General features: G+C 44.4%; 8 protein-coding genes. 6 read left to right on the top strand and 2 right to left on the bottom strand.

Features of this window, described 5'->3' with window-relative positions; translation table 11 throughout:
- The first annotated feature begins 384 nt into the window (after nucleotides 1-384).
- From IEY48_RS07330 to IEY48_RS07310, 5 genes are all read left to right on the top strand, one after another.
- Nucleotides 385-4068 carry an ATP-binding protein gene (locus IEY48_RS07330; protein ID WP_188918801.1) on the top strand — a complete coding sequence of 1228 codons (3684 nt, stop codon included), beginning with the start codon at nucleotides 385-387 and terminating at the stop codon, nucleotides 4066-4068.
- A complete protein-coding gene (locus IEY48_RS07325; RefSeq protein WP_160054951.1) occupies nucleotides 4068-4721 on the top strand; it encodes a condensin complex protein MksE in 654 nt (217 codons plus the stop codon). Before IEY48_RS07330 ends, IEY48_RS07325 begins: the two co-directional genes overlap by 1 nt.
- On the top strand, nucleotides 4718-5938 hold the full coding sequence (locus IEY48_RS07320; RefSeq protein ID WP_188918799.1) for a phosphoenolpyruvate carboxylase: 1221 nt from the start codon (nucleotides 4718-4720) through the stop codon (nucleotides 5936-5938). Before IEY48_RS07325 ends, IEY48_RS07320 begins: the two co-directional genes overlap by 4 nt.
- On the top strand, nucleotides 5926-6882 hold the full coding sequence (locus tag IEY48_RS07315; RefSeq protein WP_188918797.1) for a DUF7281 domain-containing protein: 957 nt from the start codon (nucleotides 5926-5928) through the stop codon (nucleotides 6880-6882). Before IEY48_RS07320 ends, IEY48_RS07315 begins: the two co-directional genes overlap by 13 nt.
- Nucleotides 6883-7168: 286 nt before the next feature.
- A complete protein-coding gene (locus IEY48_RS07310) occupies nucleotides 7169-8428 on the top strand; it encodes a dicarboxylate/amino acid:cation symporter (RefSeq protein ID WP_188918795.1) in 1260 nt (419 codons plus the stop codon).
- Between the two features lie 62 nt (nucleotides 8429-8490).
- Here the strand turns inward: IEY48_RS07310 and IEY48_RS07305 are convergent, their stop codons facing one another.
- Together IEY48_RS07305 and IEY48_RS07300 are read right to left on the bottom strand one after the other, a co-directional pair.
- Nucleotides 8491-9678 (bottom strand): tetratricopeptide repeat protein, encoded by a 1188-nt coding sequence (locus IEY48_RS07305; RefSeq protein WP_188918793.1) that lies wholly within the window; start codon nucleotides 9676-9678, stop codon nucleotides 8491-8493.
- 295 nt (nucleotides 9679-9973) lie between these two features.
- Nucleotides 9974-10966, bottom strand: coding sequence for a class 1 fructose-bisphosphatase (locus IEY48_RS07300; protein ID WP_188918791.1), 993 nt, complete (start codon nucleotides 10964-10966; stop codon nucleotides 9974-9976).
- Between the two features lie 166 nt (nucleotides 10967-11132).
- Between IEY48_RS07300 and IEY48_RS07295 the strand changes: the two genes are divergently transcribed.
- The gene (locus tag IEY48_RS07295) at nucleotides 11133-13427 is read left to right on the top strand and encodes a S9 family peptidase (RefSeq protein ID WP_188918789.1); all 2295 of its coding nucleotides are present in this window, start codon (nucleotides 11133-11135) and stop codon (nucleotides 13425-13427) included.
- Nucleotides 13428-13483 lie beyond the last annotated feature (56 nt).

The following is a 13483-nucleotide window of genomic DNA, read 5'->3' as shown; positions in this document are numbered from 1 at the left end:
ATGATAGGACAGGGTATGTGTTCAGCAACTATGCTGAATGGAAGTATGCATGAGCCGTATACGAGGTCCGTACGTACGGTTCTGTGAGAGGGATGGGGCGGTGACGCCTCACCCTACTCGATGTATATTTATACCATCCTCTCTAGTTAATCTTTGTTTTCTCTCGCGCTAATTGAGCACTATCACAGCAATTGCACTTAATTGTTGTCATCTTAAGCGTCACTTTTTAATGAAATAGCGTATTATCAAGACAATTTTTTTGCTGAAAATTGCCTCAAGACGATGTTTGATTTACTTTAATCAGATTCAAAAATTTGATGTTAGCTATTCAGCGCTATTTTGCTTATTTTCACTGTAATGTGAGTTGTTTGGAAAAGGATTATCATGCCAAGCTTGATTAGAATCGTATTAATTAATACTCACCTGCCAGGTGTGGTCGAATTAAAATTAAATGGCCATACCAACATTTGTGGTACCAATGCCTCAGGTAAAACAACCTTACAGCGCCTTGTGCCAGTATTTTATGGTGAATACCCTAGCCGTGTGGTGCCATCAACTCGTGACAGTTTTGAGCGTTGGTACTTACCGCACGATTCTAGCTATATTATTTATGAATACCAAAAAGATGATGGCTTACAATATCAAGCAGTATTAGCGTCAGCTGGCGACGGTAAAGGGGTGAATTACCGCTTTATTGCACGTGGTTTTGAGCTTGAGGATTACATCAAATCTCGCAATGGCGATACCATCATTTGTCATTCGATGGCCGAGCTTGGTCGTGAAGTGAAACGTGAAGGCATCGCGCACACTAACTTGCTTAATACTCGTGAGTTTCGCGCCATTATTCAAAACGATCGCAGTTTACTTAATACGGGCAGTAACCGAAACGAGTTACGCACTTATGCGCGCCAATTCTCCTTATGCGATGGCGAACACAGCCTACGTCATATTGAAAAGCTCGCCAAAGCCGTGCATTCAAAAGAAGGCAAAATGGAAACGGTCAAATCAATGATCGCCGCCATATTAGAAGAAGATGGGGTAAACCCGCCCACTTCACGCCTTAATCCACAGCGGGTGGAAACCTGGATCCGTGAAAGCCAGCTAGTACAAGGTTTTGAGCAAATTCGCCCAGAATACGACAAGCTTGAGCAAGAGTTTAATCAGCTATTAAGTGCCGAATTACGTTTAGCCAGTTTATCGCGTGGCTACCGTGACGATGAAACGCTCGAAGCCGAGCGCCAAGACCGTAATCAAACCTTAGGCAAAGAACTTAATCTTAAACTGCGTTTGCTCGACGATGAGTGGAAAGATGTCCGTGATGAGCTCAACCAGGAGTTGTCTGCTGCAAAAGGAGATGTCGGTAAATTTGAAGATGAGCTGGATGCCATTGAAGACCAACACGCCGCCTTTTTAGATGCCGATATTGAGCAGGCCAAAGCCGATTTAGATAACCTGTCTAATTGGCGCAGCGATTTAGAGAACCTGCAACAACGCCACAAACTGCAAACTGAAAAGCACCAAGACATTGAAGCGGCTTTTAATGCGCGCCGCAGTAAAATTGCCGAGCAGCTTCACCGTGAGCTTGAGTCGTTACACACCGAACAAGACTCTCAACGTGAAGCGCGTGATAAACAGCGTGAGCTAGCCAATGACGATTTAGCCAAACTTGAGCAGCAATGGCGCGAGCAAACTGACGCGGGTAAAGCCAAATTTACTGAACAAGAATACCAACTTAAATTGCAGGCCGCAGAGCTTAAGCATCAAGTTGATGGCGTAACATACACCGAAGATGAAAAAATGCGTTTGGCGATTTTTGATGAGCGCATCAGCCTCGCCGACGAAGAACAAGAAACCTGTAATGCCAAAGTTGAGCGTTTAACCACTGAAGAGCGTAAACAGCGAGCCAAACGAGATCAGGCCAACGAAGCGCTGCGCATTGCCAGTATTCGGGTGAGCGAGCGCGAAAATGCCAAAGAAGAATTGCATCATATGCTGTTCCCACAGTCGCATACGCTGTTGGAGTTTTTGCGCAAAGAAGCCCAAGGTTGGGAGCAATCATTTGGTAAAGTGATCGCCCCAGAGCTGCTGCATCGCAGCGATCTACACCCAAGCTTAACCAAAGACAGTAGCGACAGTTTATTTGGTGTTCATTTAGATCTTAATGCCATTGATGTGCCTGAATACGCCGCAACAGAGCAAGATCTGCGTATCCGTTTTGCTAAAGCTGAAGAAGCACTGCAAAGCGCGCAAGAAATGCATGCCGAAGCAGAAGATCAGCTGGTGGTGATGAACAGCGCACTGGATGCCATTACCCGTGAATTAACCTTCGCCCGCACAGCCTATAAAAATAGTCGTGAAGATTTACGCCGCTTGTTTGATGAAAAGCGCAGCGAGCAGGAAAAGATTAATCAAGCCGTCGCCGATCGCAAAACCGAATCGGGCAAGCGTTTGGTACAACTTGATAATGAATTAAAGCAGCTGCATAACCAGCATCTTGAATGGCTAGCCGAACAAAAAGATCAGGCGCTTGAAGCACGTATGGAGAAAAATGCTTACTGGCAAGAAGTCGTGGGTGCTATCGACAATCAGTTAGGGCAAATTAAAGCCAATATTGAACAGCGCCGCACTAATGCTAAAGCAGAGCAAAAAGCCTGTGAAACCTGGTACAAAAATGAGCTGAAATCTCGCGGTGTCGATGAAGGCACAATCTTAGCGCTTAAAAAGCAAATTCGTGAACTTGAAGCGCAAATAAGCCAGGCAGAACAACGCCGTAGCGACGTGTTACGTTATGACGATTGGTATCAGCATACCTGGTTAGCGCGTAAACCTAAATTGCAAGCACAGCTGGCAGACGTTAAACGGGCCGCACTTGAGTTTGAGCAGCAATTAAAAGCCAAAACTGCTGAAATTAAACAACGTCGCACCAGCTTAGAAACTGAACGTAAAGCCTGCGATGCTGCACAAGTTGAAGCGTCTGAAAACCTCACTAAACTGCGTTCGGTGATGCGTAAATTGGCCGAGCTTAAATTACCGCCCAATAGCGACGAAGCCATCGGCAGTATCGGCGAGCGCCTGCGCCAGGGTGAAGATTTATTGCTAAAGCGTGACTATTTAATGGGTTCGGTGAAGCAATATGTTGAACACTTCGACTCTGTTATTGCCAGTAAATCGGGCTCAAGTTTGGCCGAGTTCTGGGAGCGCGCGCGTGACGAGTCTAGCTTTGTTAATGACAAAGGTATCCGCCTACTCGACTACCGTAAATTAGTGCCACAGCTTGAGCAGTTACTTAATGTAATGGTGCCGCAATCGTTAATGGCGATTCGCGAACAAGGGCGTATTTTTGGTATCGACTTAACCGCATTTTACGACGTATTAACTGATATTGACCGCCGCATTGCCAGCCAAAGTGCGCGTATTACTCGAGAAGTGGGTGAAGAGTTATTCCTCGATGGCGTTTCTGAATCAGCTGTACGCATTCGCTCACGCATCAGTGAGCTCGAGTTTTGGCCTGAGCTTGAAGTGTTTGTAAAAGCCTTTAAAGCCTGGAAAGCCGACGGCTTTAGTCAGCTCCCAGACGAGCACTACACTAACTCAATGCGCCGCGCGTTAGACATTATTGGCCGCGCCGCATTAACCGGTGGCATTGCCAAGTTGCTGGAAATTGAATTGCGCTTAAAAGAGGGCAACAGCGATTTGATTATCCGCACCGACCGCCAGTTAAACGAATCGTCTAGCCACGGTATGGCATATCTGATTTTATGTAAGTTCTTGCTGGCATTTACTCGTTTATTGCGCGGTAAAGCCCATGTGACCATTCATTGGCCTATTGATGAGCTTGGCACCTTACATCACACCAACGTGAAGAAGATTTTTGACGCTTGTGAAAACAATAACATTAGCGTGTTAGGGGCGTTTCCAAACCCAGAATCTGAAGTGCTTAACTTATTTGCTAACCGCTACATTATTAACAAACAAACCAAAAAACTGCAGGTGGTTAAACCAAAAACTAATCCGCTAGCAGAGCGATTATCACAACGAAATACTGAAACTGCTAAGGAGCACAGTTAATGTCTGACTCAAATGAAACAACCTTAGTGGGAACCAGTGCGTTAATCGAACAGTTATTGCGTGGCGAGTTTATTTGCCGAGTGACTAACGAAGACGGCTGGCGTGCACTAAAAAACAACAGCACCCGCGAGCGGATAGAAACGTACTTAAATCAAATTAACCGCACCCTGGCCAGCGCAGGCGAAGGTGAAGTGTTCTTTTGTGGTTATTTACAGCTCGGCGATGCTGAGCGCAAAGTGATTTCATCGCAGTTTAAAGACATTTGCTCAGCGTTGATCCCGCTGGTGGAATGGTTAGTATTAGTGCAAGAAGCTAGCGGCCAGGATGCGCCACTAAGCGAAGGGGCACCAATACGTTTAACTGACTTACAAGCACGTATAGAAGACACGCCTGCCTTTAGAGAGCAGCTAACCAAACTTAGCCAGTATCGCCTATTTGGCTCAAGCAGCAGCAATGTCGACGGCCAAATTAAGTTGGTGTTTAAGCGCTTGGTCGAGCTGGGTTATTTAACTAAACCTAACAGCGAGAAACAAATTTACATCGCCACCGGCAAGCTTGATTACTTGTACGAAGTGATCCGCTTTATTGACGAAACCGAAGGTCTAAGCCTTGAGGCGCAAGCCGAAACCGCGACTCAAAGGGAGTTAATATGAGCAGCAACTTACACCAAGCTGGGGTAAAGCTGCTGAAACAACTCGGGCGGCATGCCGATGTGATCATGGATGCATATTTAGCGGGGTCAATAAACGACACAGCCCATGATGCTGGCGTGATTGAAAAACTTAAAAAAAGTGGCATTTTGTGGCGCCCTGAGCCTGATCAAGAATTGCGTTTAAAGCGTTCTGTGCGGGCATTGCTTGAAGAAGCCTTAAGCGATGAGCGTAACCGCCAAATTGACTCAAATGTTGGCTCGTCTTTAGCCACCATTAAAACCCTGGCCGATCATTATAAAGAAGCGCGTCATAATGTTGATTACAGTGCAGCAGAAGCCTATTTAGCCGACTTAAACGAACACGTTTACAGCTTTACCGACAGCTTACGCTATTCGATTAGGGTGTTGTGGGGACGGATTAACAACGAGTTTGGTTATGTCGGGACGATTAATGCCAAAATTCGTGAAAACGAATTGGCGCAAAGCCAGGTGTCAGACTTGCTCAATGGCCTTGAGATGTTTCAGTTTAGTGAGCTCGGTGAAATTGCCGGCGACATCCGCGAGCTACGCCGTTTATTAATGACCAGCTTGCAAGAAACCTTAAGCCAGTGCACCCAAGAGTTGAGTATTGTACAGAGCAGGTTATATGAGTTGCTCGGCCGCTTTAGACAAATCCAAGGCCGTACTCGGTTACTCAAAGGCTGGTTACTGCACACCGATATGCACCCAGATTATCAAGTTGATAACCATGTGGGTCATAAAAATGTTCCAAACTTATTTAATTGCGCTGAAGCGTTACTCGCACCAGCCAGTGTTGATGTGAGCAACCCGCATCATGAGCTGGAGTTAATGAACGTTGTCGCCCAGGTAAAAGCCATTAGCCGTGATGCTTTACCGCATGTGGCTCGTGAGCATAATGTCACCTTTGAAATGGGCGACAGTGAAGACTTTGATATTCCAGAAAACCCACTCAAAATTGCCGTGGATGAATATTTCTGTGAGGTGATCGATTCGGGGTTACGCCAATCTGCATTGAGTTATTTAACCGACAAGCAATTACAGTGGGATGCAGAAAGTTGGCTTTACCAGGTGATTGGGGGGTATGAAGGCTTGGCAGACGAGCATAAAAGTTACTTTGAGTTAGAACCGATTGGCAAACCCGACCCTGTATATAACGGTAATTTTATCATTCATGATGTTGAGTTATGGCTAGCCTAACTCAGAGCCAATTACAGCTATTGGCCCGCGCGGCAAAACAACTTTTGCCGCGCGTACCTTTAAATGCAAGCTGGAAAAAACTCTATCAGCTATGGCAAATCGGCGAGCCGGATGGTGCTCATAAATACCTGTATTTAACTCATAAAGATTATGCTTTACTGCGCAAAATGGCGCAGGTTGACTCGGGCTTAGATATTCTCGCACTCGATTTTGATGTACCTCGCCAACAAATGGCGCAGCAAAGTGCCAATGAAAAGTACGCCAACATCAACCCAGATGCCGACTATGTGTTAATTAAGCTCGCGCCTAATATCACCCAATCTCTCGTGTCTAAATCTGTGGCAGATATTGTACTCGATGTGCTGACCGCATTGGATAATGCTTTGCGATTAAAGGTCGACACTGCCGTTACACTTTGTCAGCGACTCAATATTACCCAACTCATCGTAGTCGAAAACCTCGACAGTTTTGACAATCTATTTGCTTATTCATTCACGCCCGAGCTACAGCCAATCATCGACAATTGCATGGTGTTGTATCGTGGCAGTCACGATTATTCACCAGCAGGGCGCAAACGTTTTTTACATTTAATCGCCGCACTTAACTTGGATGTGATCGCCTTTACCGACCTTGATCCCGCAGGGTTGATGATTGCCAATACACTTGAAAATTGTCACAGCATGATAGTGCCGAAATTGGTGCTCGATGCGCCAAATGAGTTACTGGCCCTCAAACAAGTTAATTCGGTTAGCGACTTTAATAAACAACATAAGCAATTAACTTATCTTAACAATATTATGTCGCAATCAACTCACAACACAGTGACCCATACTTCCCAATGGCACACATTAACTCAGTGGGTTGGACGTAATCATGTCAGTATTAAGCAACAACATATGTTAGCGAATGCATTGCGACTCGATCGCATTAATATTGACTATTAATAGCGAAATGTTGCTGTAGTTCTCGCTGATACAACCTTTCCCAAGCCGTTTTTCTGACTGGTTATACCATCATAATAATATTTTTAAATTTCATAATGCATTGTTATTTATTGCTTTTTTGTATCGTTTGTTATGTGTGGTGTTTTTGTGTGCGCTTTTGTTCATCAAGGTGATTGAAATATTGTGCGCGATGTCTCAGTATTTCAGCGCTCGAAAATAATGAACACCAGGATTGGTATAACAATAATCAGCAACAGAAGTTGCCATTTCGAATGGGAAATAACAGATGACAAAATCACTTTCAGCACGGATCTTTATCGGTCTTTTTTTAGGTGTGCTACTCGGCAGTATTGTCCAATTTTCACTTGCCGACAACGCCTTTTTTGGTGGCACTCTCGTCACTTTAGCAAGTGGTATCGGTACCATGTTCGTTAATATGATCATGATGTTAGTTGTACCTTTAGTGTTTGTCAGTATTGTTTGTGGCGTGTGTGAGTTACAAGATTTAAAAAGCTTTGGCCGTTTAGGTGGAAAAACCTTTGGTTTTTACATTATTAACACTTTAGTTGCCATTCTTGCGGCATTTACAGTGGCAATGGTATTTGAACCAGGTAAAGGCGTTGATATGTCGAGCTCTGGCTCGGTCGATATTACCGCAACAGAGCTGCCTGACTTAATGTCACTCATTGTGAGCATTGTGCCGAACAATCCGTTTTCAGCGTTTACCTCTGGCAACATGTTGCAAGTGATTTTTATGGCGCTGCTATTGGGTGGTGTAATGAAATCGATGGGTACCTCGGTAGAAGGCGCAGTAAAAGGCTTTCAAACAGCCAATAAAATCATGATGCGCTTAATCTCATTGGTAATGAGCCTTGCACCATACGGTGTATTCGCCTTGATGTTTAAACTAGGCGCTACCTTAGAACCTGAAATTTTTGTCAGTGTGGTTGAATACCTAGTGTTGATTTTAGCGCTATTACTGATGTGGATTTTTATTGTTTATCCTATTGCTGTGGGTGTGTTTACCCCAGTGTCGGCCAAAACCTTCCGCGACAAAACCCAAGAGCAAATCTTGTTTTCGCTTTCAACGGCAAGCTCTAATGCCACTATTCCGGTCACCATGCGTACCTTGACTGATAAACTCGGTGTAAGCAAAGCCGTCGCCGGTTTTGGGGTACCATTAGGCGCTACCATGAACATGGGCGGTGTATCGATTTATATTACTATCGCCATTTTCTTTGTCGCCAACGCGTTCGGTATGCCAATTAGTAACGACCAAATCCCGTCGCTATTATTTAGCGTGTTTTTGCTTTCAGTTGGCGCGGGTGGTGTACCGGGTGGTGGCATGGTAATGATTGGAGTATTGATTTATCAACTGGGCTTACCGGTAGAAGCGTTTGTGATTGTGGCAGCGCTTGACCGGATTATTGATATGATTTTGACATCTTGTAACGTGGTGGGTGACACTGCGGTACTGACTATTGTCGACCAAACAGAGAAAAAGCATCAAGTGAGTCAAGACAGTTTAGTGGCAGCGAAAGAATAAGTTTAGTGAGTGATACATAAACGGCCTGCCTTGCAGGCCGTTTTTGTTATGACTTAGAAGCATTATCTGTGCTGCATTTTGTTTTCAATATTAGACATAATGTTAAATGTAGTATTTTCTAAATCATCTAAGCCACGATGGGCGACTAATTCATATGATCGATTAATTAATCGGTAAGCCTGCGGGTAGTTAAATTCGACGACCTCAAGTTCGGCTAAATCATTTAACGCCTGATTTTGACCAATGGGGTATCCCATCATTTGATGATATTCAATGGCTTTTTTGAACTGCTCTCTAGCATCGTTATTACGTCCAATCCGTTGATTTATCACTCCCGAAAGTTGAGATGCATAGCCTAATGTTAGCCAATCTTTCACTTTGGCTGCATTGCCTTTTGCGATATTAAGTACACCTAAAGCTTGTTCAATGTTGTCGGTTTCGATATAGCTTTGAGCTAATAGTATTCTTAGGCGAGCTAGTTCACGTTGATCATTTTGACGTAGTGCTTCATCAATAGCATTCGTCAATGTAAGGCTAAGGCGTTCAAATTGTCGTTGTTGTAATTGAATATTACCTAACAGACGACTGGCAAGTAGGTTGGTTGGCGAATGACCAATAACGGTTAATAAGTGCTGTTCAGCACCCAGTAAATCGCCTTGTTGGCTGAGTGTTATTGCTTGAACTAACGGTGAAGAATGTAAGCGGGATTGATAGTCAGTTACTGGCTTATTATGTTTAGGATTAAATGTTTGGCTGATTGCTGCCGCAGTTGATGACAATACTTGATTGATATTGGCTGCGTTAACACTTGATGTGTCACTTTGACTTTGGCTGTGTAACGTATAACTGAGTTGATACTGGTTGTTGATAAAACTCACACTGGACTCTATGACTAATACCGCACCCGATATCGCCATAATTTTGTTAATGTCTGAAGGGCTAACGTTATCGGTTTGAGTGAGCCGAGAAGTGATATTAATGACATCCTCAGTTTGCAATAAAGGGTAGCTCACGCCAAGAGTTAGCTGGTGAATAAGCACATCCATCGCGGCATAGGCGTTCCATTGAGTATCGATATCTGTGGTTGATTTTGGAGTGACAATTTTGACCGGAAGAACCAATACCGCGCCAGATGCCAGAGGTTTGGGTTTTATATTGGACAAGTAAACATACGCACCAATACCAATCAGCAGCAAAATAACTACGCCTGTAAGGTATTTATAAGTATGTGAGCTCGGTGCCTGTGGCATTGCGATAGTCCTTTATCAATATCGAATGAATTAACTTAGTGGTTAATTAAGTTATTGTAAAGAAAACCTGTTTTTATCTTTTGTGTTGCTATGGCTTAGTAGTTTTTGTGTTGAAGGGAATGCCCCAGCCGCTTTTGCTCTGCGTTCTCGCTATTTGAAAGGGAACAACCATTACTCTACATAGCGACGCCTTAATCAAAAAACGCTGGACGTATTCATTAATGCGGAATGGTATTAACTCCAGCGTAAACATAAAAAAACCGCCAAAAGGCGGTTTTTAGAGAACTGATTAAGTTTAGTCAATCGATGGCTCTTCGCTGTAATCAATATCGTGATAGCTTAAGCAGGTATCAACTTCATTCGCGCTGCCTAAAATCACGGCTACGCGCTGGTGGATTTCAGTCGGTTGAATATCCAAAATAGTTTCGTAACCTGTTGAGGCTTTACCGCCTGCTTGCTCGACAAGCAATGCCATTGGATTGGCTTCATACATTAGGCGCAATTTAAAAGGTTTAGCCGGGTTTTTATTGTCTGTTGGGTAGGTAAAAATACCGCCGCGACACAAAACACGATGCACATCACCCACCATAGCGGCAATCCAACGCATGTTAAAAGACTGCTCACGCGGGCCAATTTTACCCAGTAGCAAGTCGGCAATATAGGTTTGCATTGGCGCTTCCCAAAAGCGCTGGTTAGACATGTTAATGGCAAATTCAGCCGTGTCTGGGGTGATTTGCACATTGTCGTTGGTCTGCAAAAAGGTTTGGCTGTCTGGGTCTAGGGTATAAAATTGTGTACCCTGGCCGGTGGTTAATGCCATCATAGTTGATGGGCCATAAAGCACGTAACCTGCAGCAACTTGCTTACGCCCAGCTTGTAAAAAGCTTTGTTCGTTAAATTCGCCAGCGGGTGCAGGTAATACTGAGAAAATGGTTCCCACTAACGAGTTAATGTCGATATTAGATGAGCCATCTAAAGGATCAAAACTCACTAGGTACTCACCTTGTGCATTGGCTTCTACAACATAATCTTCTTCTTCAGAGGCGATACCGCGCACTGTTGCGTCAGCCTTTAAAGCGTCTTTAAGCATGTCATTGGTGATCACATCCAGTTTCTTCTGGGTTTCACCTTGAACGTTTTCTTGCTCTGTTGCCCCTAATACACCTGCTAATGCGCCGTGACGAACGGCACCACTAATGGCGATTGAGGTTTCTGCTAAAGTGAACAGCAATTGCGTGAGTGACGAATTTACCGCTTGTGCGCTAAGAGTTTGGGCCAAAGTCTGCATGATTTTTCCTATGAGATTTTGCGAGGTTAAGGTCGATGTTATTCATTTTATAGGCAAATCATACCCCACAATGAGGCTAATTTCAGCGATTGTTATCTGAGGTTTTGGTTTTACTGCAAATTAAGGCAAAATGTTGACTGATTGATTGCCCCTAGGATTAATAATAATGACAACAACATGGAAGCAGCATGCTTTAGCGGCAATGACTGCCGTACCGTTTCTCTTTACTAGCCAGATTTCTGCAGCAAACCAAGGCAGTGCTATGACTTCACTTACTACCGCACCGTTAAGTGCAATAAATGGCAATAAAACGCCACTCACTATTGAGCGTATTCATGCTTCTCCCGCATTAGCAGGCTCAAGCCCGCGCGGGTTGGCATTATCACCAGACGGCAAACGAGTGACCTATTTATCGAGCCGCGCCGATAACCAACACTTTTATGATTTGTGGCAAATGAACATCGCCACGGGTGAGCGCAGTGTATTGATTAATGCTGACCTGCTCGCCAGTGGTGAGTTGTCTGATGAAGAAAAAGCGCGCCGTGAACGTCAGCGGATTTACGGCGAAGGGATCATGGAATACTTTTGGTCCGAAAACAGCCAAAGTATTTTAATTCCTGCCGCCGGGCAATTGTATTTATATGATGTGGCTAGCAATAAAGTCACTGAGCTTAACACGGGTGAAGGCTTTGCAACGGACGCGCGTTTGTCGCCTAAAGGCCGCTATGTGTCGTTTGTGCGCGATCAAAACCTTTATGTGTTGTCGTTAGCGTCACAACAAGTAATCGCGTTGACAACCGACGGTAAAGGGCCGATCAAAAATGCCATGGCTGAGTTTGTCGCCCAGGAAGAAATGGATCGCATGACGGGCTATTGGTGGGCGCCGGATGAGTCAGCTATTGCTTTTACTCGCATTGATGAATCAGGTGTTGAGCTGGTGACACGAAATGAGATTTATGCAGAAGGCATTAAATTAACCGAGCAACGTTATCCTTATGCCGGTAGAGCCAATGTTGAAATCGCCCTTGGTGTCGTGAGTTTGCAAGATAAGAGTGTCAACTGGATTGATTTGGGCAACCAAAAAGACATGTATTTACCGCGTGTTGAATGGCTACCCGACAGCAAGCATGTGTCTTTTCAGTGGCAAAGTCGTAATCAACAAGCATTAGACCTACGCATTGCAGCTGTAAGTCAACCAGATCAAGCTAACACTGTGATTGAAGAGCGCAGCCAAGCCTGGATAAACCTCAACGATGACCTGCATTTTTTAAAGCAGCAGTCTGCCTTTATTTGGGGCTCTGAGCGTGACGGGTTTAATCATTTATATTTATTTGATTTACAAGGAAAGCAGCTCAAACAATTAACCCAGGGTGAGTGGGCGGTTGATGCACTCGAATTTGTCGATGAAGCCCGCGGTTGGGTGTATTTTAGTGGCCGTAAAGACAGTGTGGTAGAACGTCATTTATATCGGGTTAATTTAAAAAAGGGCGCCGATTCAATCGAGCGAATTAGCCAACGTGCGGGTATGCATGCTGCCGTTTTTGCTGACAAAAGCCCAGTGTATTTAGATTATTTTAGTAGTCTACAGCAGCCGCCACAGATCAGCTTGCACAACGACAGTGGTAATCGGTTAGCTTGGGTTGAACAAAACGAAATCAATAGCAAACACCCGTTATATGATGTGGCTGGGCTATGGCAAATGCCTGAGTTTGGCCAATTAAAAGCGGAAGATGGTCAGCCATTAATGTACCGTTTATTTAAGCCTGTGCCGTTTGATGCCAATAAAAAATATCCAGTTGTGGTGCGTGTTTATGGTGGCCCGCATGCCCAGTTAGTGGTGAACAGTTGGAGCGAGGCGGATTATTTTACTCAGTACTTATTGCAACAAGGTTATGCTGTATTTCAATTAGATAACCGTGGTTCGGCCCATCGAGGCACGGAGTTTGAGTATGTGATTTATCAAAATATGGGCGATGCTGAGGTAAACGATCAAAAAGTGGGTGTGGACTACTTACGCAGCCTGCCATTTATTGATGGCGACAACGTGGCAATTTATGGTCACAGTTACGGCGGCTATATGGCATTAATGAGCCAATTTAAGGCGCCAGATTATTTTAAAACGGCTATTTCAGGTGCGCCAGTTACCGATTGGCGTTTATACGATACCCATTATACCGAGCGTTATATGGGGGATCCTGAAACCAATAAACAAGGCTATGATGCCAGCAGTATTTTGCCTTATGTTAGCAATTACCAGTCTGGCCTGTTGATGTACCACGGCATGGCGGATGATAATGTGTTGTTTGAAAACAGCACGCGCGTTTATAAAGCATTGCAAGATGAAGGTAAATTATTCCAGATGATGGATTACCCAGGGTCTAAGCATTCAATGCGCGGCGAGAAAGTGCGTAATCACTTATACAAATCGTTGGCTGCATTTTTAGACCAGCAGTTGAAATAATCATAAACTAATCGCTAAAAGCGGACATAAAAAAACCAGGTTAATCACCTGGTTTT

Origin of the sequence: Shewanella saliphila, assembly GCF_014648295.1 — a bacterium.
Lineage (GTDB): Bacteria > Pseudomonadota > Gammaproteobacteria > Enterobacterales > Shewanellaceae > Shewanella > Shewanella saliphila.
Note: the sequence above shows the minus strand (reverse complement) of the source record. Positions and strands in the feature narration are given on the sequence as shown.